The 24,790-nt window shown below is 30.2% G+C and carries 23 protein-coding genes; 9 read left to right on the plus strand and 14 right to left on the minus strand.

Going from position 1 to position 24,790, the window contains the following annotated elements; all coding sequences use genetic code 11:
• The gene (ettA, locus tag Q4586_RS04185; RefSeq protein WP_303526592.1) at positions 1 to 1,692 is read left to right on the plus strand and encodes an energy-dependent translational throttle protein EttA; all 1,692 of its coding nucleotides are present in this window, start codon (positions 1 to 3) and stop codon (positions 1,690 to 1,692) included.
• 544 nt (positions 1,693 to 2,236) lie between these two features.
• Here the strand turns inward: ettA and Q4586_RS04190 are convergent.
• The 6 genes from Q4586_RS04190 to argS all read right to left on the minus strand — a co-directional run bounded on the left by Q4586_RS04190 (position 2,237) and on the right by argS (position 8,725).
• Positions 2,237 to 2,425, minus strand: a complete 189-nt coding sequence (locus tag Q4586_RS04190) for a hypothetical protein (protein WP_303526594.1) — start codon at positions 2,423 to 2,425, stop codon at positions 2,237 to 2,239.
• 117 nt (positions 2,426 to 2,542) lie between these two features.
• Positions 2,543 to 3,286, minus strand: a complete 744-nt coding sequence (locus Q4586_RS04195) for an alpha/beta fold hydrolase (protein ID WP_303526596.1) — start codon at positions 3,284 to 3,286, stop codon at positions 2,543 to 2,545.
• Between the two features lie 151 nt (positions 3,287 to 3,437).
• Positions 3,438 to 3,899 (minus strand): hypothetical protein, encoded by a 462-nt coding sequence (locus Q4586_RS04200; RefSeq protein WP_303526597.1) that lies wholly within the window; start codon positions 3,897 to 3,899, stop codon positions 3,438 to 3,440.
• Between the two features lie 99 nt (positions 3,900 to 3,998).
• A complete protein-coding gene (locus Q4586_RS04205) occupies positions 3,999 to 5,225 on the minus strand; it encodes an erythromycin esterase family protein (RefSeq protein ID WP_303526598.1) in 1,227 nt (408 codons plus the stop codon).
• 62 nt (positions 5,226 to 5,287) lie between these two features.
• Entirely contained in the window at positions 5,288 to 6,676 is a 1,389-nt protein-coding gene (gene lpdA, locus Q4586_RS04210) for a dihydrolipoyl dehydrogenase (protein ID WP_303526599.1), read from the minus strand.
• 273 nt (positions 6,677 to 6,949) lie between these two features.
• Complete coding sequence (gene argS / locus Q4586_RS04215; RefSeq protein ID WP_303526600.1) at positions 6,950 to 8,725, minus strand: arginine--tRNA ligase; 1,776 nt, start codon at positions 8,723 to 8,725, stop codon at positions 6,950 to 6,952.
• A gap of 177 nt (positions 8,726 to 8,902) precedes the next feature.
• Between argS and Q4586_RS04220 the strand changes: the two genes are divergently transcribed.
• Both Q4586_RS04220 and Q4586_RS04225 read left to right on the plus strand, forming a co-directional pair.
• Positions 8,903 to 9,430: a YkgJ family cysteine cluster protein gene (locus Q4586_RS04220; protein WP_303526602.1), complete on the plus strand. Its 528-nt coding sequence runs from the start codon at positions 8,903 to 8,905 to the stop codon at positions 9,428 to 9,430.
• Positions 9,431 to 9,464: 34 nt separating this feature from the next.
• The gene (locus Q4586_RS04225) at positions 9,465 to 10,292 is read left to right on the plus strand and encodes a sterol desaturase family protein (protein WP_303526604.1); all 828 of its coding nucleotides are present in this window, start codon (positions 9,465 to 9,467) and stop codon (positions 10,290 to 10,292) included.
• A 409-nt stretch (positions 10,293 to 10,701) separates the two neighbouring features.
• Here the strand turns inward: Q4586_RS04225 and Q4586_RS04230 are convergent, their stop codons facing one another.
• Complete coding sequence (locus tag Q4586_RS04230) at positions 10,702 to 11,271, minus strand: adenylosuccinate lyase (protein WP_303526606.1); 570 nt, start codon at positions 11,269 to 11,271, stop codon at positions 10,702 to 10,704.
• Positions 11,272 to 11,326: 55 nt separating this feature from the next.
• Between Q4586_RS04230 and Q4586_RS04235 the strand changes: the two genes are divergently transcribed.
• The 4 genes from Q4586_RS04235 to Q4586_RS04250 all read left to right on the plus strand — a co-directional run bounded on the left by Q4586_RS04235 (position 11,327) and on the right by Q4586_RS04250 (position 15,035).
• Positions 11,327 to 12,022: a toxin-antitoxin system YwqK family antitoxin gene (locus Q4586_RS04235; RefSeq protein ID WP_303526611.1), complete on the plus strand. Its 696-nt coding sequence runs from the start codon at positions 11,327 to 11,329 to the stop codon at positions 12,020 to 12,022.
• A gap of 65 nt (positions 12,023 to 12,087) precedes the next feature.
• Entirely contained in the window at positions 12,088 to 13,299 is a 1,212-nt protein-coding gene (mnmA, locus tag Q4586_RS04240; RefSeq protein WP_303526736.1) for a tRNA 2-thiouridine(34) synthase MnmA, read from the plus strand.
• Between the two features lie 10 nt (positions 13,300 to 13,309).
• A complete protein-coding gene (locus Q4586_RS04245) occupies positions 13,310 to 14,089 on the plus strand; it encodes a toxin-antitoxin system YwqK family antitoxin (protein WP_303526613.1) in 780 nt (259 codons plus the stop codon).
• Positions 14,090 to 14,093: 4 nt separating this feature from the next.
• Positions 14,094 to 15,035 carry an NAD(P)H-dependent flavin oxidoreductase gene (locus Q4586_RS04250; RefSeq protein WP_303526615.1) on the plus strand — a complete coding sequence of 314 codons (942 nt, stop codon included), beginning with the start codon at positions 14,094 to 14,096 and terminating at the stop codon, positions 15,033 to 15,035.
• Between the two features lie 68 nt (positions 15,036 to 15,103).
• Here Q4586_RS04250 and ribB read toward each other — a convergent pair whose 3' ends face one another.
• From ribB to tpx, 6 genes are all read right to left on the minus strand, one after another.
• The gene (gene ribB, locus Q4586_RS04255) at positions 15,104 to 16,246 is read right to left on the minus strand and encodes a 3,4-dihydroxy-2-butanone-4-phosphate synthase (protein ID WP_303526617.1); all 1,143 of its coding nucleotides are present in this window, start codon (positions 16,244 to 16,246) and stop codon (positions 15,104 to 15,106) included.
• Positions 16,247 to 16,248: 2 nt separating this feature from the next.
• The gene (locus tag Q4586_RS04260; protein ID WP_068704078.1) at positions 16,249 to 17,697 is read right to left on the minus strand and encodes an LptF/LptG family permease; all 1,449 of its coding nucleotides are present in this window, start codon (positions 17,695 to 17,697) and stop codon (positions 16,249 to 16,251) included.
• 87 nt (positions 17,698 to 17,784) lie between these two features.
• Positions 17,785 to 18,438, minus strand: coding sequence for an outer membrane lipoprotein periplasmic chaperone LolA1 (gene lolA1, locus Q4586_RS04265; RefSeq protein ID WP_068704076.1), 654 nt, complete (start codon positions 18,436 to 18,438; stop codon positions 17,785 to 17,787).
• Positions 18,439 to 18,476: 38 nt separating this feature from the next.
• On the minus strand, positions 18,477 to 20,912 hold the full coding sequence (locus Q4586_RS04270) for a DNA translocase FtsK (RefSeq protein WP_068704073.1): 2,436 nt from the start codon (positions 20,910 to 20,912) through the stop codon (positions 18,477 to 18,479).
• A gap of 27 nt (positions 20,913 to 20,939) precedes the next feature.
• Positions 20,940 to 21,320, minus strand: coding sequence for a diacylglycerol kinase family protein (locus Q4586_RS04275; protein WP_303526623.1), 381 nt, complete (start codon positions 21,318 to 21,320; stop codon positions 20,940 to 20,942).
• A gap of 6 nt (positions 21,321 to 21,326) precedes the next feature.
• Positions 21,327 to 21,824 carry a thiol peroxidase gene (gene tpx, locus Q4586_RS04280; protein WP_068704070.1) on the minus strand — a complete coding sequence of 166 codons (498 nt, stop codon included), beginning with the start codon at positions 21,822 to 21,824 and terminating at the stop codon, positions 21,327 to 21,329.
• A gap of 101 nt (positions 21,825 to 21,925) precedes the next feature.
• Between tpx and Q4586_RS04285 the strand changes: the two genes are divergently transcribed.
• Both Q4586_RS04285 and Q4586_RS04290 read left to right on the plus strand, forming a co-directional pair.
• On the plus strand, positions 21,926 to 23,317 hold the full coding sequence (locus Q4586_RS04285; RefSeq protein ID WP_303526627.1) for an MATE family efflux transporter: 1,392 nt from the start codon (positions 21,926 to 21,928) through the stop codon (positions 23,315 to 23,317).
• 21 nt (positions 23,318 to 23,338) lie between these two features.
• Positions 23,339 to 23,563: a DUF8828 family protein gene (locus Q4586_RS04290; RefSeq protein WP_068704067.1), complete on the plus strand. Its 225-nt coding sequence runs from the start codon at positions 23,339 to 23,341 to the stop codon at positions 23,561 to 23,563.
• Positions 23,564 to 23,650: 87 nt separating this feature from the next.
• Here the strand turns inward: Q4586_RS04290 and Q4586_RS04295 are convergent, their stop codons facing one another.
• Positions 23,651 to 24,748 carry an SMP-30/gluconolactonase/LRE family protein gene (locus Q4586_RS04295; protein ID WP_303526632.1) on the minus strand — a complete coding sequence of 366 codons (1,098 nt, stop codon included), beginning with the start codon at positions 24,746 to 24,748 and terminating at the stop codon, positions 23,651 to 23,653.
• Between the last annotated feature and the right edge of the window lie 42 nt (positions 24,749 to 24,790).

Genomic DNA, 24,790 nt, shown 5'->3' on the forward strand with positions numbered 1-24,790 from the left:
ATGTCAGACGATAAGAAAGTCATTTTTTCAATGAATAAGGTCTCTAAGACCTACCAAAGTACCAACAAACAAGTTTTAAAAGATATTTATTTAAGCTTCTTTTACGGAGCCAAAATTGGTATTTTAGGTTTAAACGGATCGGGTAAATCTACCTTATTAAAAATTATTGCAGGAGTTGAAAAAAACTTCCAGGGTGATGTAACCTTTTCACCAGGTTATAAAGTTGGTTATTTAGAACAAGAACCAAAATTAGACGATTCTAAAACAGTTATTGAAATTGTAAAAGAAGGTGTTGCAGAAACAGTTGCTATTTTAGAAGAGTACAATAAAATTAACGACATGTTTGGATTAGAAGAAGTATATTCTGATGCAGATAAAATGGATAAGTTAATGGCACAACAAGCAGAACTTCAAGATAAAATTGATGCTTCTAATGCTTGGGAGTTAGACACGAAGTTAGAAATTGCCATGAATGCATTACGTACTCCAGATGGTGATACGCCAATTAAAAACTTATCTGGAGGGGAAAGAAGAAGAGTTGCTTTATGTAGATTGTTGTTACAAGAACCAGAAATATTATTACTAGATGAACCTACCAATCACTTGGATGCAGAATCTGTACACTGGTTAGAGCACCATTTAGCACAATATAAAGGAACGGTAATTGCTGTAACGCACGATAGATATTTCTTAGATAATGTTGCTGGTTGGATTTTAGAATTAGATAGAGGAGAAGGAATTCCTTGGAAAGGAAATTATTCTTCTTGGTTAGATCAAAAGTCAAACAGGTTAGCACAAGAAAGTAAAACAGCTTCTAAACGTCAAAAAACGTTAGAACGTGAGTTAGAATGGGTTCGTCAAGGGGCAAAAGGTCGTCAAACAAAGCAAAAAGCACGTTTGAAGAACTATGAAAAATTGATGAGTCAAGATCAAAAACAAACAGATGAAAAACTTGAAATTTACATTCCTAACGGGCCACGTTTAGGAACTAATGTTATTGAAGCTACTGGAGTGTCAAAAGCATTTGGAGATAAATTATTATATGATAATTTAGAGTTTAATCTTCCGCAAGCAGGAATTGTAGGTATTATTGGACCAAACGGTGCTGGTAAAACCACAATTTTTAAAATGATTATGGGTGAGGAGACTCCAGACGATGGAAATTTTAAAGTAGGTGAAACTGCAAAAATTGCATATGTAGATCAGGCACACTCAAACATTGATCCAGATAAATCTATTTGGGAAAACTTTTCTGAAGGGCAAGATTTGGTAATGATGGGCGGTAAGCAAGTAAATTCTCGTGCGTATTTAAGTCGTTTTAATTTTGGAGGAAGTGAACAGAATAAAAAAGTTTCTACACTTTCTGGAGGTGAACGTAACCGTTTGCATTTAGCAATGACTTTAAAGGAAGAAGGAAACGTTTTATTATTAGATGAGCCAACGAATGATTTAGATGTAAATACATTAAGAGCCTTAGAGGAAGGTTTAGAAAACTTTGCTGGTTGTGCAGTTGTTATTAGTCACGATAGATGGTTTTTAGATCGTATTTGTACACACATTTTGGCTTTTGAAGGTAATAGTGAAGTGTATTTCTTTGAAGGAGGTTTTTCAGATTACGAAGAAAACAAGAAGAAACGTTTAGGTGGAGATTTAATGCCAAAACGAATTAAATACAGAAAGTTAATTAGATAGATTAACTTTTACATTTTTTTATAAAAAAAAACAAAAACTCGAAGCTAGCATACTTCGAGTTTTTTCTTTCCTTTTCATTTAACAATTCTCCCACCAATTAAAACTGTTAAGTAAATAGTTCTTCATAGTTTGTGATTTGTGTTAAAGATTTGTTAAAATCAATAAGTGTGCCGAAAACATAATTTTATATTATTTTTTTAATTATTAATAGAATACAAGTTAAATTATTGTGCTTATGAGTTTAAACTTATTTAAATTTCAAATTATTATCGTAAAAATTAGCTTCTAAATCTAAAATTAGTATTTATGTTTTAGGCTTCCTTAATTTTTATAATTCTTTTTAAGATAATGTTCCCTTCATAAGGTAACTCTATCATAAAGTCATTTTTACAAAAGACGTTATTGAATTTTCAACTTTACAGCCATATGCAATTTTTAGTTCTATATTTAGCCTATCAAAGTCTTTTAAATCCGTGGTTTTTACAAATACAAAAAAACCTCACCAATATGTGGTGAGGTTTATAAGTATTTATATTTTATAAGTTTAGTAGCATTTTTCAAAGTAACCATCAATACAGCAATATAGAACATCAATAATACAGTGTACTGGAGAAGAATATTGACTGTTACAGGCTAAACGTTCTCTAGGGCATATACTAGTAATTCCACCAGTAATAGATTTTTGTTCAGAAGCTTTTAAGACAGACCCCATGTTTAAAAAATTTCTTAACATAATTGTAAATTTTTATAGTTAAACAAATTTATATAATAGAGATTAAGTAACTTAATTAAAAACCGTAATAAAAGTAAGGGAATCACATACTTTTAGAAGTAAAGAACTATCAGTTGATTATTTAAGAAAAGCTTTTGAAAGTCTTAAAAACTCTGTCTTGTTATCACCATCATGTGCATAATGGCCTGTGTTAGGAACTATCCATAATTGAGAATTATTAAGTGTTTGGTGAAGCTTTACTACGGAGTCTAAAGATATTTGTTCAGCCTTATCTCCTAAAACAAGTAATGTCTTAGCTTTAATCCTTTTTAGTTCTTCGTTTGTTAGTTTTATTTTATAATTAGCAAGCTGATTTAAAATACCTTTAATTTGTTCTTCTCCACCAGCGTGATAATCTCTAATCCATTGGAATTTTTCAATATTATTATAATTAAAAGTATTAAGCATAGAAGGGAAATTTTGACTATCCCAGTTTCCATTAGCTCCTATAATAACCATAGCTTCTACAAGTTCAGGACTCATACTACTTAATTCAAGAAGTACATCTCCACCAAAACTCAAACCAATTCCTTTAATTTTATCAATACTAAGCTTTTTTATAAGAGACAAAATATCTTCGGATGCAGCTCTTACAGAAAATTGTTTTTCAAATTTACTCGATTTTCCATGTCCTCTTAGGTCTATTAAGTATACTTCAAAATCATTATAGTATTCTTTAATATATTTTTGCCAAGCAATAGAGGATTGTGTAAAACCATGTAGTAAGAGAAGAGGCTGACCTTTACCATAAACTTCATAATAAATTTCAAGACCATTTATATTTACCCTTTCATGTTTTTTTGGAGTAATTGTATTTTTCATATTTATTTATTCATTGTTCTAATGAGTGCTATTATTGGAAAGTGAATATATTATTTTTTAGAATTTAAGAATAACTATTTACTCTTTCTGAAGTAAACAGGACATTTTTATTATTGTTTTATTGAAAAGGTACTGTATCAATAAATATTTTTTAACTATGAAAAGCAGCATTATGCGCTAAATCGCCAGCACAACTTTTACATTTTCCAGCAGCATCTGCACCCCCAGCACATCCATTTTTACAAGTATAATGATATTGTCCCGCAGCATTAGGACCTGAAGCAGGTAACGGAGCTACAGGAGTTGAAACTGGTGAAGATGGTGTTTGTGGTGTGTTATGAAATGCTTGGTTGTGTGCAAGAGGTGTTTTACAAACAGTACAAGCAGTACCTTTAACATTTGAAGTTCCACCTTTACATTTTTTAGGGCAAATATAATGTGCACCACCTATAACATTAACAGAAACATTGCTAGCGTTTGGAAGAGTTGGTACAGGTCGTTCGTTAAAAGGAAGATTTAAAGGGTGTGTAGGAGTTGAGGCTTTTTTTTCTGCTGTTTTACAAGAAGAAAAATACAGGATTAATAATGCGAATATTGAGATAAATTTTTTCATTTTCAAATATAAAAAAACCTTACTAATCAGTGAAATTCTTAAATATATAATTTTTTTAACCTAAGAATTGATAAATTCAGAGTTAACACTTAAAAAATATTATTTATGAAAAAATAACGAAGGAGTTGAATGTTTTATGAAAATTATAATATCAAACATTTTAGTAATATTATATTTATTAAAGCTATTAGTGTATATAGTAGATCCAACTTCTCTATGCTTACGTTTTTTTAAAAACCATTTACTATAATTACTATTTTCATTTTTTATAGTCCTTAAATCTATTAAAAATAAAGGTTCATTTAATTGATTAAGAATGTGTTCGTAACTGTTGGTAGGAGTTTTATCTAATAATATTTTTCTTTTTTTATTATCATATTTAGTGCTTTTTGCTGCTATGCTTCCCTCATATAATAGAAAGCCGATTGAGATATAATTACCTTTAAATTGTTTATTTAAAAAATGACCTTGTGTAAATTTATCTTTTCTTATATGAAGATTATGAGCTGAAACTAATATCTTAGATTTTGGATGTTGTTGTTTTATCCATAGAATATTTTCAGCCATAGCTTTATCTCTTGTGTACCTATTTTTATAGTCAATGAACTGAGTTAATAGTTTTAAATTTTGATTTAGCCATTCTTTTTGTTTATCAGAGGTTTCTAGTTTTTCTAATTTGTTTTTTAATAATTTAATATTTTTAAAAAATAGACCTCTATCTTTCTTAGATATAGAAATAAAATCTTTTGATGCTAACCTTTTCTTAAATGTTGATGTTAAAATTCTATTTATTTCAGAAATTAAATCTAAAGATATTTTATCTTTTAATTCTTTTTTAATTTCAATAATAGACTGTTGAAAATACTGTATATCAAAACCATAAAAATCAATTTTATTATAGTCTTTCATCCAATTTAGTAAATCAATAAATTCTTGAGATTGATAAATTCCATGTACATTTTGTAAAACCTCTTTGGGAGAACTGTTTGTATTATTATGAATAAAATTATTAATAAGACTACCTTTAGCCATATTAGATTCTAAAGCATAAACGTTAAAAGAGCTGTCTCTTTTAGCTAGAAATTGTACAATTTTATTTTTAATAATAAAATTTTCATGGCTTCCGTGAGATACTTCGCCTAAGCCAATAATATTAATATTTTTAACTGTTTGATAAAACCAATTTAAACCTTGATCTTTGGAATTATCAATGTTTTTAATTGGATGAATATTCTTTTTTAACCAATTAATTTTTTCAGAGTTTATTTGTTGACTGAATGTTATAAAAGAATATAATAAAAAGAGGGTAGAAGTAATTTTTTTCATTTAAAATTTGGGTAAAAAAAAGCCTCGCAAAATGCGAGGCTTAAATATAATACTATAATTTCTTATAAATGAATTACCTCATCATAAGCATCAGCAACAGCTTCCATAACCGCTTCACTCATTGTTGGGTGCGGGTGAATAGCTTTTAATACTTCATGACCAGTAGTTTCTAACTTACGTCCTAAAACAGCTTCGGCAATCATATCAGTTACACCAGCACCAATCATGTGGCAACCTAACCATTCTCCATATTTAGCATCAAAAATTACTTTTACAAATCCGTCAGGAGTTCCAGCTGCTTTAGCTTTACCAGATGCCGAAAATGGAAATTTACCAACTTTTAATTCGTAACCCGCTTCTTTAGCTTTTTCTTCCGTTAAACCAACAGATGCAATTTCTGGAGTAGCATAAGTACAACCAGGAATATTTCCGTAATCGATAGCTTCTGTATGTACACCAGCCATTTTTTCAACACAAGTAATTCCTTCGGCAGAAGCAACGTGTGCTAATGCAGGACCCGGAGTAACATCACCAATAGCATAATAACCAGGAATGTTAGTTTGGTACCAATCGTTTACTAAAATTTTATCTCTATCGGTAATAATACCAACATCTTCTAAACCGATGTTTTCAATATTTGTTTTAATTCCTACTGCCGATAATACGATATCAGCCTCTAAAATTTCTTCACCTTTTTTAGTTTTTACGGTAGCTTTAACTCCGTCACCAGAAGTATCTACAGATTCTACAGAAGAATTTGTCATTACTTTAATTCCAGCTTTTTTGAAAGAACGCTCCATTTGCTTAGAAACATCTTTATCTTCAACAGGAACAATATTTGGCATAAACTCTACAACAGTAACATCAGTTCCCATTGAGTTATAAAAATGTGCAAACTCAACACCAATAGCACCAGAACCTACAACAATCATAGATTTTGGTTGGCTAGGTAAACTCATCGCTTCACGATATCCAATTACTTTTTTACCATCTTGTGGTAAATTAGGTAATACTCTAGAGCGAGCACCAGTAGCAATAATAATATTGTTTGCAGAATATTCAGTTACAGTACCATCTTCGGCAGTAACATCAACTTTTTTACCAGTTTTAATTTTACCAAAACCGTTAATAATATCAATTTTGTTTTTCTTCATTAAAAACTGAACACCTTTGCTCATTCCTTCAGCAACACCACGACTACGTTTAATAACAGCTTCGAAATCTTTATCGATTGCTTCTGCCTTTAAACCATATTGATCAACATGTTTTAAGTAATCGTAAACTTGAGCAGATTTTAATAATGCTTTTGTAGGAATACATCCCCAGTTTAAGCAAATTCCACCTAAATTTTCTTTTTCAATTACTCCAACCTTAAATCCTAATTGAGATGCTCTAATTGCAGTTACATATCCTCCAGGACCACTTCCTATTATTAATACGTCGTATTTCATGTGTATGTCTTTATTGTTGTTTGTTTATTATTTTTATTTATGTCACTTCACTTTAATTGTTTTCTCAAAATTATATCGAGAATTTTGGCGTTCGAGCGGGCTTTCCGTTATATCTTTTTAAAAATGTCATTACGAAGTTTCCTTTCTTATAAACTAAGGAAATCTCTTAACCTAATGAGATTACTTCGTCGTTTCTCCTCGTAATGACGCGTTTATTGTAATTTTTTAAAAAGGATGCCACTTCAATCCCTAACGCGTGTACTTGTTAATTATCTACATTCTCTCAGGAACCTGAATTCCTAACAATCCAAATGCTGATTTTATAGTATCGGCTACCTTTTTAGATAACTGAACTCTAAATACTTTTTTATCTTGATTCTCTTCTCCTAAAATATGTACGTTTTGGTAAAAAGAATTAAATTCTTTTACCAATTCATAGGTGTAATTAGCAATAACAGCTGGTGAATAATTACTCGCTGCTTGCTGAATTATTTCAGGATATAATTCTAATTGTTTTATTAATTCTTTTTCCTTTTCGTGTAATTCAATCGATACTGCATTTGAACAATCAAAATCAGCTTTTCTTAAAATAGATTGAATTCTAGCATAGGTATATTGAATAAAAGGTCCTGTGTTTCCTTGAAAATCTACTGATGCTTTTGGGTCGAATAAAATACGCTTTTTAGGATCAACTTTTAAGATAAAATATTTTAAAGCACCTAAACCAATAATTTTATACAATTCTTCTTTTTCTGAATCTGAATACCCTTCTAATTTACCTAATTCTTGCGAAATAGCTTTTGCAGTACCCGTCATTTCATCCATTAAATCATCCGCGTCAACTACGGTTCCTTCACGAGATTTCATTTTTCCAGAAGGTAAATCTACCATTCCGTAACTTAAATGATGTAGTTGCTCTGCCCAAGAATATCCTAATTTTTTTAAGATTAAAAACAATACTTTAAAGTGATAATCTTGTTCGTTACCAACCGTGTATACCATTCCACCAACATCTGGCATGTCTTTAGAACGTTGTATAGCAGTACCAATATCTTGTGTCATGTAAACTGCTGTTCCGTCTGAACGTAACACCAATTTTTCATCTAAACCATCATCTGTTAAATCGCACCAAACAGAACCGTCTTCTTTTTTATAGAAAACACCACTTTTTAGTCCGTCATCAATAACATCTTTACCTAGTAAATAAGTATTACTTTCGTAGTATAATTTATCAAAATCTACCCCAATACTTTTATAAGTAACATCAAAACCTTTATAAACCCAAGAGTTCATTGTTTTCCAAAGCGCAACAACCTGTTCGTCTCCAGCCTCCCATTTACGTAACATCTGTTGAGCTTCAATAAATAAAGGCGCTTGCTTTTTAGCATCGTCCTCAGATACCCCTGCTGCAACCATGTCGCTAATTTCTTTTTTATATTCTTGATCGAATTTCACATAATAATTCCCAACCAACTTATCACCTTTTAAACCTGTTGATTCTGGCGTTTCTCCGTTACCGAATTTTTGCCAAGCTAACATCGATTTACAAATATGAATACCACGATCGTTAATAATTTGTGTTTTATATACTTTTTTACCTGATGCTTTTAAAATTTCAGCAACTGAATATCCTAATAATACATTACGTACATGACCTAAATGTAAAGGTTTGTTGGTGTTTGGTGATGAATACTCAACCATACGAGAAGAATCATCCGCTACAGGCGAAACAAATCCGTAAGTAGTATCAGTAGCTATTTTGTTAAAGAAGTTGTTGTAAAAGCTATCGTTTATAACTAAGTTTAAGAAACCTTTTACAACATTAAAGTTTTCAATTTCGGTAACATTTTCAACCAAATACTTTCCTAAATCTTGACCTATTTGAACCGGATTTCCTTTTTTATACCTTAAAAGCGGAAAAACCACTACGGTGATATCTCCTTCAAAATCTTTACGAGTTGCTTGAAATTCTACCGTCGGAATTTCAATATTATATAAGGTTAAAAATCCTTCTTTTACTTTAGTTGCTATTAAGGTTTGTATACTCATTATTTGTTGAAAATTGAAGTGCAAAATTACGTAATTTATTTGGATGATATTTAAACTGATTCTAACAATTTATATGGTTAGTTTTGCAGTAAGTTTTGTCTTTAATATTTCAGAATATTATTTCAGATAATTATACGTTAATTAATAGCATCGAAACTCCTTCTTAAAATAAAAATTATGGATAAAGATTTAGATAATTTAGAAAAGTTAGCAGCAGATGTAGAAAAGCAAAATAAAAAATATTTTGCCACCATAAAAAAACGAGCACCTAAAAACTTTGATGTTGTAGTACATGATATTCATGATAAGGAATTTGAAAAAACAGATTGTTTAGATTGTGGAAATTGTTGTAAAACTACGAGTCCGATTTTTACAGATAAAGATATTGAGCGTATCTCTAAACATTTAAAAATGAAGGTTCGTGATTTTGAAGCGCAATATTTAGAGCGTGATGCTGATAATTTTATGGTGTTAAAAACAGCGCCCTGTTCATTTTTAGATGAAAGCGATAATTCGTGCTTTATTTATGATGTGCGCCCGAAAGCTTGTGCAGAATATCCTCATACAAATCGTAAAAAGTTTATACAATTAGCTGATTTAACAATAGCAAATACAGCTATTTGCCCTGCTACTTATAGAATTGTAGAAGAATTAAAAAAACGTTTGCCAGTTAGATCTAACGAGAAAATAAAAAGATTAGGTTAGTTTTTTTTTCTTATTTTTAGAGAAATATTTTACGTTGGAAACCCTAATTCATTATTTTGAAACCATTCCGTCTAGTCACCGAAGTTTAATTTTAGTTGGCGGAATTACTTTTTTTTGGTTGTTAGAAAGTGCCTTACCATTATTTAATTTTAAATATAATAAATGGAAACATGCCTTACCAAACCTGTTTTTTACAGGAACAACGATTATCATCAATTTTACTTTGGCTTTTGTATTACTAAAAACTGCCGATTGGGTGCAATTAAATAATTTCGGATTGATTAATTGGTTACCAGAAATGCCGTTGTGGTTATATGTAGTTTTAGGAGTGTTATTTCTAGATTTTTTTGGAGCTTATCTTGCACATTTTACTGAGCATAAAATTCCTAAACTTTGGATGGTTCATTTGGTGCATCATACCGATCATGAAGTAGATACAACTACAGCAAATCGTCATCATCCTTTAGAAAGTGTTATTCGTTTTGCGTTTACTTTGTTAGGTGTTCTGTTAGTTGGTACGCCAATTGCAATTGTAATGTTATATCAATCAATGTCGTTAATATTTACGCAGTTAACACACGCAAATATTAAAATGCCAAAAAAACTAGATAAAATATTGAGTTATATAATTGTATCGCCAGACATGCATAAGGTTCATCATCATAATATGCTGCCTTACACGGATTCTAATTACGGGAATATTTTTTCTATATGGGATCGTTTATTCGGTACGTATATGGAGCTCGATAGAGAGAAAATTGTGTACGGGGTAGATACTTTTCCTGATGAAGAAAAGAATTCAAGTTTAAAAGAATTACTAAAACAACCGTTCGTTGGTTATAGAAAACCTACTAATATATAATAGATTAAATAAGAAGCGTAAATTAAGGTTCACGCTTCTTTTAGTTTAAAGTTAATTAAGTTTTTTAGATAAGTAAACTGTAATCTATAGACTTCCTAGAGCAGGAATTGCAGTACAAAAATATCCTTGTTTTTGAAGTATATTAGTTGCAGCGTTTGTGCTAGAAAATGTGCATCCGAATACAGTATGACAACACTTTGCGACAAAATTATTTGAAAATCCACCATTAATAACCTTTTGTTCTGTCTTCTCTAAGGTTTTTCCTAAATTTGCAATCTTTTTTAACATAATTTATAATTTAATTGTTAATATTGATTTAAATATAAGTTTTATCTTAAAAAATAATAGAAGCCACTTTGTGAATGGTTAAATTAGTTTGTGAATGGTAAGTATTTGATAATTAATTGGTTTATTTCTTAATCAACTCTAAAATATATTTTCCACGAGCTTTACAACCTTTGCTTTCATGAATAATCTTAGTGCTAATTAAATGTTGTAATTCTGGATGCACCCAATCTCTTTGTAAACCGAACAGGTATAAAAAATTCATAGTATAAGCCCTAACTGCAATTTTTTGATCGCTAATTAACCAATCAAAACCAGTTTCAATAATTGCATCAATATGATTTTTTTTTAAAGTAGTTTTAGTTTTATTGTCTTTTTTTGAAGTAAAAGCATTGGCTAAATGTTCACAAATTTTAGCGCAAGGACGCACAGCACTATCAAAATGGACGGTTGAAATATTTGTAGCAAAACTATCCAAATAAGGTAAAATATGTTCAACTCCATGATGTGTACAAATCCATTCTAATACCCAAGCAGCCTTAATTGATAATTTATTATTTACATCAAAAGTTAAATCAACTAAATATTTTATCAATTTAGGTTCATTTAATACAATATTTGCTGCTTTATCTCGGTTTACTTTAGCAGGATTCTGCATGTCATCTAAAACAGAAATTAAAAAATCAATACTCATTTTGGTATGGTTTGTGTATTTTTGATATCAGTTAAGTAACAAAATAAAATAATCAATGTTAAATATAAAAAGGATATTTTCAATAGCGCTTCTATTATCTGTTTTTTTTACAATTTCTATTCAAGCTCAAAAATTAAATCAATTTGATAGTAACGGAAAAAGAACTGGAGTTTGGAAAAAGTTTTATGATAATGGAAAAATTCGTTATTCAGGTACTTTTAAAAATGGAAAAGAAATAGGTGTTTTTAAATTTTATAAAATAACATCATCTTCACAACCCACAATTATAAAAGAATACGCTAAAGATACTGCTACTGTCAAGTTTTTTGATGCACAAGGCAGATTAAAAAGTACTGGTAAAATGCTTGCTAAAAACCGTGAGGGAAAATGGATTTATTATTTTACAAACGGAAAACTTTTTTCAGAAGAAAAATATAAGGAAGGAAAATTAGATGGAGTTGTTAAAAATTATTATCCAAACGGAAATATAACACAACAAACAAGTTACAAAAACGGAAAAAAAGAAGGAGTTTCTAAAACATTTACGGATTATGGTGTTTTAATAGAAGAAGTGTTTTATGCTAACGGAAAATTAGAAGGAGAAGGTAAATACTATGATTTAAAAGGAGGCATAAAAGAAAAAGGAATGTATAAAGCAGGAAAAAGAATTGGGAAGTGGGAGTTTTATATGGATGGAGAAATCGTTACCAAGCGAAAAAAAGAAAAACTATCTGACTTAAAAAATAAATAAATCTATCAATTAAATTGATGTATCTATCAGTTTTATCCATCATAAAAACAGAAACTTATTCGTAAATTTGCAGCTTAGAAAAGTATAGAATGAAAAGAGTAGTAGTAGGACTTTCGGGAGGTGTAGACAGTAGTGTAACAGCTTATTTATTAAAAGAACAAGGATATGAAGTAATCGGGTTGTTTATGAAAAACTGGCATGACGATTCAGTAACCATATCTGATGAATGCCCTTGGTTAGAGGATAGTAATGATGCAATGATTGTTGCTGATAAACTAGGAATTCCTTTTCAAACAGTAGATTTAAGTGACCAATATAAAGAACGTATTGTAGATTATATGTTTAATGAATACGAAAAAGGTCGTACACCAAATCCGGATGTTTTATGTAACCGAGAAATTAAGTTTGATGTTTTTATGGACATCGCTTTAAGTCTTGGTGCCGATTATGTGGCAACGGGTCATTATTGTAGAAAAGATGAAGAAGTTATTGATGGAAATGCTGTATATAAATTATTAGCAGGAAAAGATAACAATAAAGATCAATCGTATTTTTTATGTCAATTATCGCAAAAACAATTATCTAAAGCAATGTTTCCTATTGGTGAATTAACAAAGCCAGAAGTTAGAGAAATTGCAAAAAAAGCAGATTTAATTACTGCGGATAAAAAAGATTCTCAAGGATTATGTTTTATAGGTAAAGTTCGTTTACCTGATTTTTTGCAACAAAAATTACAACCAAAAGAAGGAGTAATTGTACAAATTCCTTCAGATTTTGAACAGTATACAAAAATAGCACCTGATTTTAAAAGTAAGGAAGAAGAACTTGAGTATTATTCAACAAAATTCTCTTACAATAAAGAGGACGGAAAAATAGTAGGTAAACATCAAGGAGCGCACTATTTTACAAAAGGGCAACGAAAAGGTTTAAATGTAGGAGGAACCAAAGAAGCTCTGTATGTTATTGAAACGGATGTAAACGAAAATGTAATTTATACAGGTGAAGGTAAAAATCACCAAGGTTTGTATCGCAATGTATTATTTGTGTCTAATGAAGAATTACATTGGGTTCGTGAAGATTTAGCTTTAAAACAAGGAGGAACCATGGAAGTTGAAGCTAGAATTCGTTACCGTCAGAAATTAGAAAAAGCAACGCTTTATAAAGTCGAAAGCGGATTATATGTTGAGTTTAAAAATAAGCAATCTGCTATTCAAGAAGGGCAGTTTGTAGCTTGGTATATAAACGAAGAACTTTTAGGTTCGGGAGTTATTTCTTAAAAAATAAAATATGAAAAAAGGATTGCTATTATTTATCTTATTTTTAAGTTTTCAAGGGTATTCCCAAAAAGATTCTATTGTTAATTATTTAGGAAGAAAGTATGAGAAAATATCAAAAGATAAGGCTTGGTATATTCAAACTATTGTAAAGAAGAAAGATTTATGGAGAGCAACAGTTTATTTTTTAAATGGGAAACCAAAATTAGATGGAACCTTTAAGGAGCGTAAATTAAAAACTAGAGTAGGAATTTTTAAAGTATATAATGAACAAGGTAAATTAAAATCAATTCAAAAATATAACTCTAAAGGAAAAAAGCAAGGAAATTACTTCTATTTTAATGATGACGGTGAGCAAATAATAAGTGGTTTTTTTCAGAACAGCAAGAGAGAAAGTGTTTGGAAGTATTTTGATGATGCAAAGAATGTAAGAGCTAGAGTTTTATTTAAGAAAGGTAAAGTTCTAAATTATAAATTGTGGAATGAATATGGAGAAGTTCTAAAAGAAGAATTAATCTTATCAAGAAAACCAGGATTTAAATCATTTAAGCTTAAACTGAAAAAAGATTTAGTAAAAGAATTAGAGGAAGAAGGTTTAAAAACTAATTTTCTAGTAAAAATTAAGATAACTGATAGTGGAAAAATTAATAAAGTTAATATAGTTCCAAAGTTAAAAGAACAATACGAGAATAGAATTAAGGACTTCTTTTATAATTTAAAAGATGTTGAGCCAGCTATTTTGGTAAATAGAAAAATTTCATCTAATTTAAGCCTACCGATAATCATAAATTAAATTTATGCAAAATAAAATCACACAACTTTTTAATATAAAATATCCAATTATTCAGGGAGGAATGATTTGGATTTCTGGATGGAAACTAGCATCTGCTGTATCAAATGCAGGCGGATTAGGTTTAATCGGTGCAGGGTCTATGTATCCAGATATATTGCGTGAGCATATACAAAAATGCAAAAAAGCAACAGATAAACCTTTTGGAGTAAATGTACCAATGTTATACCCTGATATTGAAAAAATCATGGATATTATTATTGAAGAAGACGTTAAAATTGTTTTTACATCCGCAGGAAACCCTAAAACTTGGACTTCTTACCTGAAGGAAAAAGGAATTACCGTTGTGCATGTTGTAAGTTCTGTAAAGTTTGCGTTAAAAGCCGAAGCGGCAGGAGTAGATGCTGTTGTTTGTGAAGGTTTTGAAGCTGGCGGACATAACGGACGTGAAGAAACCACTACACTTACCTTAATACCAATGGTAAAACAAGAGGTTAAAATACCAGTAATTTCTGCAGGAGGAATAGGATCAGGTAGAGGAATGTTAGCAGCGATGGTTTTAGGTGCAGATGGCGTACAAATTGGTAGTCGTTTTGCAGCAACTTTAGAATCTTCTGCACATGATAATTTTAAAAATACAATTGTAGATGTTAAAGACGGTGGAACACAATTAACATTAAAAGAGTTAGCACCAGTTCGTTTGGTAAAAAATAAATTCTATAATGAAGTACAAGAGTTGTATCAGCAAAATCCATCAATTGAAGATATTAAAGAATTATTAGGTCGAGCAAGAGCTAAAAAAGGTATGTTTGAAGGTGATTTAGATAATGGTGAGTTGGAAATAGGTCAAGTAGCAGGAATTATAAATGATATAAAGTCAGCTAAAGAGGTTTTAGAAGATATTCTAAAAGAATATAATGAAGTTAAATTAGCAGTAGTTAATTTGTAACTGGTGATATTTTACAAAACAAAAAAGGAAGCGATATCGCTTCCTTTTTTGTTTTGTAAATATATGTTTTAATAATTTACGTAATCTACAATTTCTAATCCGTAACCAATCATACCAACACGTTTGGTTTGTTTGGAATTTGAGACTAAACGAAGTTTGTGTAAGTGTAAGTCATGTAGTATTTGTGCTCCGATACCAAAATCTTTATTGTCCATTACAACATTTGGCGCTTTCATTTTTCCGTTAGTTTGGTTGTCTTTTAAGCCTCTTAAACGGTTTAATAAATTTAATGCCTGACTTTGTTGATTAATAAAAACAATCGCTCCTTTACCTTCTTTATTGATAACATTAAACATTTGGTCTAATTTCTTATCAGCATTATTTGTTAAAGTACCTAGAATGTCATTATTTATTAATGTTGAATTTATTCTTGTTAAAACTGGGTCATTTTTTGTCCAAGTACCTTTAGTTAAGGCAATGTGAATTTGATTATTGGTAGTTTGTTTATAGGCTCTTAAGCGAAAATCACCAAAACGGGTTTGAATATTAAAATCTTCTTTCTTTTCAATTAAAGAATCATGTTCCATTCTGTAAGCTACTAAATCTTCAATAGAAACAATTTTAAGGTCAAACTTTTTAGCAACTTTTAATAGTTGAGGTAAGCGAGCCATGGTACCATCTTCATTCATGATTTCAACAATCACTCCTGCAGGTTGTAAACTAGCTAAACGAGCAAAGTCGATTGCAGCTTCTGTGTGGCCAGTTCTTCTTAATACACCTCCGTTTTTAGCCTTTAAAGGAAAAATATGTCCTGGTCGAGCAAGATCAAAAGGTTTTGTTTCGTTATCAACTAAAGCAGCAATTGTTTTAGCTCTATCAGCGGCAGAAATACCTGTGGTAACACCTTTACCGCGTAAGTCAACCGAAACTGTAAACGCAGTTTCCATTGGGTCGGTATTGTTGTTAACCATCATGTTTAGTTCTAGTTCTTTACAGCGATCTTCAGTAAGTGGAGTGCAAATTAAGCCCCTACCATGCGTTGCCATGAAATTAACCATTTCAGGTGTTATTTTTTCTGCGGCAGCTAAAAAGTCACCCTCATTTTCACGATCTTCATCATCAACTACAATAATAACTTTTCCGTCTTTAATATCTTGTATCGCTTCTTCAATTGTGTTTAATTGAATTTTACTTGCTGTTTGTGTTGTCATTGTTATGTTGTTTTCTCGTTTTTAGAGAATAAGTTTTTAAAAGTGTTGCTAATTGAATTTATAAAAGTTTTAAAATCAAATAAACCTTTGTCTTTACTAGCTCTAATAGTTAATATGATAGCCAAAGGTAGCATTAAAAATACACTTAGCCAAGAGCCTGTAATAGCTGTTACAGAGCTTTCTTCGGCTAAATTTCGACCAAAAGTGTTGGTGAAAAAATAAAGTACATATATGGCTATTGCTAAAATCATTGGTAAACCCATACCACCTTTTCTAATTATAGAGCCTAGCGGTGCACCAATAAAGAAAAGTAATAGGCAAGAAAGAGAAAAAGCTACTCTGTTATAAAATTCAATGTCATATAAATTTAAGTATTTTCTTTTTCGTTTAAAGGATTCTTTATTTGTTTTAATATTATTTAAAGTACGTTCAATTTTAGAGTTTGAAACACTTAAAATAGTTTTTATTTCTTTAGGGTTAAAGTTTTCTAGGACGTTAATTGATAGCTCTTTATTTAATAAAGAATCAGGATGGGCATATAATTTATTTATTTTAAGAGCTAAAAATAAGTTTTTAGCTCTACTAGATATGTGCGAATCATAGCTTTCTTTCATCACAGGTATAGTGTCTTTAAGTTGTCCTAAACTTAACATGTTATACTGTGTTTTATACCTTTCTTCCTCTAAGTCATCACCACTTAAAGATGAGATGTCTATGTTGATTGTGTATTGATCAAAATAAGCATGAGAAGCTGGCATTTTTTGTTTTTCTTTAGTAGTGGTTCCGTTTTTTATATGATGTTCAAAATAATAGCCATCTTCTAAAACTAAGGTCATGTACCTGCTACCTTCTTCAGAAATTATTTTCCCTTTTTTAGCTGTTATAATTTTGTTATTTCCTTTTTTTGCAGATAAATCGTAAATCATAACCTCTTTTAAAAGGTTGTTTTCTTCTCCATATTTTTCTTCAAACTTAATTTGAAAATTAGGTAACTCTGTGTTAAAGCTACCGGCAACTAAAGCAATTGAAGGTTGTTTCTTTTTTATATTTATCTTCATGTTTAGCTGTTTTAACATTGCATATGGATATACATTGTTTAAAAACACAAAGTTAATAGCACTTAAAAAAAGTGTTAAAAATACTAAAGGACGTACCATTCTAGGTAATGAAATACCTGCTGATTTTGTGGCTGCAAATTCATAGTTTTCAGATAAACTACCTAAGGTCATTATAGAAGAAAGAAGTACGCCAATGGGTAAAGCCTGAGGTGCCATTAGCAAGGTGGTATACCAAAGAAACTTTAAAATAATAACAAGACTAATTCCTTTTCCAGCAAAATTATCAAAAGCAAGCCATAACGCCTGCATTACTAAAACAAATAGTATGATTAAGAATGTTGCAAAAAAAGGCTGTAAGAAGCTTTTTAAAATATATTTGTCTAATGTTTTCACAGAAGCAAAGGTACTAGGTTAGGTTGATAAAAAAACAAAAGTTTTGTTAATAGGTTAAATTATTACTAACAAAACTCTTTTTAGGTTTTAGTCAATATAATAGCCTTGTTTTATGTATTTATCTTTGTTAAAAGAAAATAAATTTTTAGAAATAGGTTGATTACTTTTAAAAGCAGTTATAGTAAAAGTTGTTTCGGCACCGTTAGATCCTATTTGAACTAGTTTATAAATATGTTTTGTTTTAGCATCAATTCCTAACTGCACCTTAATGATATCAGAATTACTATCAATAGGAGTAAGATTTACTAATTGTATTTTACGGCCGTTATTGTTTGTTAATTGCCCCATTGAAAAGTTATAACCTTCTTTGTAAAAGGTTAATAGTTTAGAAGGGTAAATAAAGCCATCTTCTTCTTCTAAATCTCCATTTGATATGTTTACCTCTTTTTCTTCTTGATTGATAACAACTAATTTTGTACCATCAAAAACAAAATTATTTCCTAAATAATCTAAGTTATATTTTTCACCAGCTAATGTAATTTTACCTCTAATTGGTGGGTCGTTGGTTATTCCTGCCTCTTTGTTTATTAAAGTTGAGTTAAAACCAATAATCATATTGTTATATGCTCCCATTTTATTAGATACTTCATCTAGTAAGTTTTTAGCTTGTGTGGCAGTATTTTGCCCTAAGATGTTAAAAGAAATAAATAATCCAATAAATAATAATCCTATTTTTTTCATGATATGTTTGTGCTTCCGATTTACGGAATAATTTATAATTATTTTTTTTCGTTTTCTAATAATTGTTCAAGAGCTATAAAGTCAGGTACTAAAACTTGTCGTGCCTTACTACCTTCAAAAGGGCCTACTATACCAGCGGCTTCTAGTTGATCTATTAATCGCCCAGCTCTATTATAACCTAGTTTTAGCTTACGTTGTAATAATGAGGCCGAACCTTGTTGTGCAGTAACAATTACTTCAGCAGCATTTTTAAACAATTTATCTCTATCTGCAATGTCTATATCAACATTTGTGCCAGCTTCTTCACCTACATATTCAGGTAATAAATAAGCGTCAGGATAGGCACGTTGCGAGCCAATAAAGTCGGTTATTTTTTCAACTTCTGGGGTGTCAACAAAAGCACATTGTATACGTGTTATATCATTTCCTCCAGAGTATAGCATATCTCCACGACCAATTAATTGATCGGCTCCTGGTGCATCTAAAATAGTTCGAGAATCAATTTTAGAAGTTACTCTAAAGGCTATTCTTGCAGGGAAATTTGCTTTAATAATACCTGTAATTACGTTTACTGACGGGCGCTGCGTAGCTACAATTAAATGAATACCAATAGCACGTGCTAATTGTGCTAAACGAGCAATTGGTGTTTCTACTTCTTTACCAGCGGTCATAATTAAATCAGCAAATTCATCAATAACTAAAACGATGTAAGGTAAAAATTGATGTCCGTTTTCAGGATTTAATTTTCGAGCTCTAAATTTTGTATTATATTCTTTAATATTACGAACCATTGCGTTTTTTAACAAGTCATAACGGTTGTCCATTTCAATACAAAGCGAGTTTAGTGTATGTACAACTTTGGTGGTATCGGTAATAATAGCTTCTTCAACATCGGGTAATTTTGCTAAATAATGACGTTCAATTTTGTTAAATAAAGTTAATTCTACTTTTTTCGGATCAACTAAAATAAATTTAACTTCAGCAGGATGTTTTCTATATAATAGTGATGTTAATACAGCATTTAATCCTACCGATTTACCTTGACCAGTAGCACCTGCCATTAATAAGTGAGGCATTTTAGCTAAATCAACCACTAGTGTTTCGTTGGCAATAGTTTTACCTAAGGCGATTGGTAATTCCATTGGACTTTCTTGAAATCTCTTAGAAGAAATAACAGAATGCATAGAAACAATAGTCGATTTTTTATTTGGCACCTCAATACCGATTGTTCCTTTTCCTGGGATTGGAGCAATAATACGAATTCCTAATGCAGAAAGAGATAAAGCAATATCATCTTCTAAGTTTTTTATTTTTGAGATTCGAATCCCTGCTTCTGGAACAATTTCATACAAGGTAATTGTTGGTCCTACGGTTGCTTTTATTTGTGCGATACCAATTTTGTAGTTTTTAAGAGTTTCTACAATTTTATTTTTATTAGCCTCAAGTTCTTCTGGGTCAATAGATATGGTTTCGTTATATTCTTTTAATAAATTAAATGTAGGAAATTTGTAATTCCCTAATTCTAATGTTGGGTCAAATTCTCCAAAATCTTTTACAAGGCTATCGGATAAATTTTCAGCAACACTTTTTTCTTCAGCAACTTTTTCAATAGCTACTTCAACTTCTTTTATTGTTTCTTCAGATACTATTACCGAAGAAGGTTCCTTTTTTACATTTACATCTAAGGTTATTTCATCTTTTTGTATTGGGGTAACAGTTTTTACTTCAGAGTGTTTTGTAATTGTAGGTTGTAAATCTTCAACAGATAATTCAAAATCAGATTTAGATACTGTATTTTGTTCTTCAGGTTTATTAGCTACGGTATTAGAAACTGAAGCTTCTGTTTTTGTAATAGTTTCGTTAGCAAGGGGAGTGTTATTTGTTTTTATTTTTTCATTAATCTTTTCAGGAGTAATGCTATATCTGATGATTAAATAAGCTATAAGAAAGAATAGTAATAAAATAATTAACCCTGTTTTTCCTAAAAAAGTTTGTAAATACTCATTCAATTCAAAACCAATAATACCTGATAAGATTGCGTTTGTTTTTTCAACAAAACCTAAAGCTATAGAAAACCATAGCATAATTAATAATCCCCAATTCCATGAAATTATAATTCTTTTTAAATTTGTTTGTAATAAAATTCTTGCTCCAGTTAAAAGTAATGTAACTGGTATTACAAAGGCGCCTAATCCAAAACCTTTGTAAATAAAAAAGTTGCTCAATTTTGCGCCAATTTTACCTAATAAATTTTTTGTAGGAATGGCTTTGTTTGAATATTGAGACAATGCACTTTGATCATCTTGCCAAGAAAAGAAAAAAGAAATAAAAGCAACAGTTAAAAATATTGAAAAAAGCACCAAAAAAGCACCTAAAATGGTTTGATTATGTTTGTTAGAAAGAAAAGAAGTGATCTTTTTAAACAAATTATTATTAGGTTGTTTCTTTTTGGTGGTTGTCTTTTTTTTTGCCATGTATTTATACTAAAAATAAATTGAACGTTACAATATAGCTATTATTTTAGGAAGATAAATTATGCTCGCAACAATTAGCGAGGTTAGGGCAGCAAAAGCAGGTGCACCCGCTGCAATATCTTTTATGAAACCTATCTTTTTATGAAAATCAGGATGTACAAAATCAGCCACTTTTTCAACAGCTGTATTTAAAGCTTCTGCTACCAATATCATGCCAATTAAAATGCATTGAATCATCCATTCGGTTGCCGAAATATTAAAGTAAAAACCTAATAAAGTAGCAATAAAACCAAAAAATAGTTGTGCTTTAATACTATCTTCTGTGGTAATTAATAGCCACATTCCTTTTAAGGCAAAGGTCATACTTCGTAACCTTCCTTTTATAAAACCATCATTCGGATTTTTCATAAATTGTTATAAAACTTTTAAAGCAGCTTCGTAATTAGGCTCATCAACAATTTCGTTTACTTGCTCAGTATATATAATTTTACCTTCTTCATTAATAATAACAATACAACGAGAATGTAAGTTGGCTAAAGGCCCATTGGTAATTTCTAATCCGTAATCTTTTCCAAATTTACCTGTTGAAAAATCAGATAACATTACTACGTTTTCAATTCCTTCAGCACCACAAAAACGACCTTGAGCAAATGGTAAATCTCTAGAAATACATAAAACTTTGGTATTGTCTAAATTCGCAACTTTTTTATTAAATTCTCTAACAGAAGTAGCGCAAGTACCAGTATCTACACTCGGAAAAATATTTAAGATTAATCGATTTCCAGAAAAATCAGTTAAAGATTTAGTGGATAAGTCAGTTGCGATTAAAGAAAAATCAATTGCTTTTGTGTTGTTTTTTGGTAGGTTACCTATTGTGTTTACAGGTGTTCCTTTTAGTGTGATTGAAGCCATTTTTTAGTGTTTTTTAGAAAAACAAAGGTAATTAAAAAATGAGGAAGAAAAACAAGATGGACTTCTAAAAAAGTTATCTTCGCGCTTTATATACGATACTTTTGAATTTACATCAATACACATCAGAGTTTAAATATAACTGGAAACTTGCAGCACCTGTAATGCTAGGTATGTTAGGACATACTTTTGTAAGTTTTGTTGATAATATTATGGTAGGGCAGTTAGGTACGGCCGAATTAGCAGCTGTTTCTTTAGGAAATAGCTTTATGTTTATAGCCATGTCGTTAGGAATCGGTTTTTCAACGGCAATAACACCTTTAATCGCTGAAGCTGATTCGTCTAATAATTTTAAACAAGCAAAATCAACATTTAAACATGGTTTGTTTTTGTGTACGGCAATTGGAGTGTTGATGTTTTTAATGGTTTTCTTTTCAAAACCGTTAATGTATTTAATGAAACAACCTGTTGAAGTTGTTGAACTAGCAATTCCGTATTTAGATTTAGTTGCATTTTCATTAATTCCGATGATTATTTTCCAAGCATTTAAACAATTTAGTGATGGATTATCAATGACACGTTACCCAATGTATTCAACTATTGTAGCAAATGTGTTAAATGTAATTTTAAATTACTTATTAATTTTCGGGAAGTTTGGATTCCCAGAAATGGGAATTATTGGTGCGGCATACGGAACTTTAGTATCTAGGTTTGTAATGGTATTACACCTTTGGTGGATACTTACAAAAAAAGAGCGATCAAAAAATTTGGTTACCAATATTAAATTATTTGTACTTGATAAATTGATGCTTCGTAAAATTATTAATCTTGGTGCCCCAAGTGCGATGCAAATGTTTTTTGAAGTAGCTATTTTTACTGCCGCAATTTGGTTAAGTGGATTGTTAGGTAAAAATGCACAAGCGGCCAATCAAATAGCTTTAAATTTATCATCAATGACATTTATGGTAGCCATGGGTTTAAGTGTTGCATCGATGATTAGGGTAGGAAATCAAAAAGGGTTAAAAAGCTATGTAGAGCTTCGAAGAATAGCATTTTCTATCTTTTTATTAGGAATCATTTTAGCTATTGGGTTTGCAACTATATTTTATCTTTTTCATAAATCACTGCCTAATTTATATGTAGATTTAAATGATGTTAAAAATTATGCAGATAATATGGAGGTGATGAAAATAGCGGCTAATCTATTAATAGCAGCTGCCTTTTTTCAAATATCAGACAGTATTCAAGTAGTTGTTTTAGGAGCCTTACGAGGTTTACAAGATGTTAAAGTACCTACCATTATTACCTTTATATCATATTGGGTAGTCGGTTTTCCAATCAGTTACTTTTTGGGAACCGAAGAAAAATACGGTAGTTTTGGTATTTGGTTGGGGTTGTTAGCAGGTTTAACAACAGCATCTATTTTGTTATTTATTAGATTTAATAAATTAACATTAAAATTGATTGAAACAAACCCAATTGTTGGAGATAAATAAAATATAAATAATACATTTTTTATGAAATTACCTAAGTTTTTGTTGGCAGATAATAGTAATCATCCAGAAGATATTTTTGTTTTACATACTGAGTATCCACGTTTTTTAATCAATTTAAAAGATGATGAAGTTGAGTGGTTTGAAGATTTATCTGGCGAAAGAGAAGAGGATATTACTACTGAATTAGCTGATTTAATGGATAAAGCTGGCGAGTTTTATGATAAAGAAATGGAGGGGTTAGCGTAAGTGAAAATGCTTGTTAGTAAAACTTTATTATATTTTTTTAACAAGCATTTTTTAAGTAAATTAATTATTATTGTAAATAAATAGCTTTTATTCACTTAATTTATATTTTCCTATGTAGCTAGATATATCTCCACCAAGGTATAAATAGCCATTATGTTCTTCAACTGATGTTGCTTCTTTAACAATTTTACCAGTTGTATCATAATATGTTTTTATAATCTTACCTTTATTATCTATATGCATTATCATTCCATAGGCTACAGCTTTTGGATGTAAAAAAGAAGGTAGACCATAAATGATTTTTTTAAGTAAAGGTTTTGGGTGAATTTTATCTAATAACTCATCTCTTTTAGTAGAAAAACCAAGCCAAAAACTTCCGTCTTGTCTTCTTGATATTCCGTTTGGAAAACCTGGTAAATTATCTAAAAAAATATCAGTAGTACCTTTTTTTTCTCCTTTAAGCCAATATCTACGTATTCTGTATTTTGCTAAATCTACCATTAAAACAAAATCATCATTTTGAGAAACGGCAACACCATTTCCAAAATACGTACCATCTATTAATGTTTTTACGCGTTTTGTTGTTGGATTGTAACTATAAAGCCCTCCATCTGGTTTAGATTCCATTAATAATTTCCAAATATGTTTGTTGTTAAAATTCAATTTAGATGATGTGTTTGTAAAATATATCATTCCGTTACTAGCTATATCTACATCATTAGGTATAAGAAACTTATTACCCTTTTCATCTTTATTAGCTAAAACAGTTATACCTCCTTTTTTATCAATACTTATTAGACCTCGTTCTAAATCGCAAGCAATAAGGTTTTGATCACGGTCAAAATGCAACCCAGTAACCCAAGATTTAGAATTTGAAAATATTGAAACTTTTCCAGATGTGTCAATTTTTAAAACACGACCGTCCGTGAAATCATCTTTTGAAACATGAACTCCACAATATAAGTTGCCAAGATTATCAATAGCAATATCCTCAGGGCCATACCAACCGTTTAAATCAATCGGTTTTGTTGTGTTTAATAAATTATTTTTAGCCAAAACCCCTTCTTGTTTTGGAACTTTTAGAGGCGACCACGCTATTGGATTAATTGATTTAGAGTTGTATAAAACACTAATAAAAAGTAAGCTAATTAAAGAGAGTACTGTAATTGTTATTTTTTTTAACATTTGCATTATATTTTTTAAAATTTATATAATACAAAGAAACAA

This window comes from Tenacibaculum soleae (genome assembly GCF_030549005.1).
Lineage (GTDB): Bacteria > Bacteroidota > Bacteroidia > Flavobacteriales > Flavobacteriaceae > Polaribacter > Polaribacter soleae.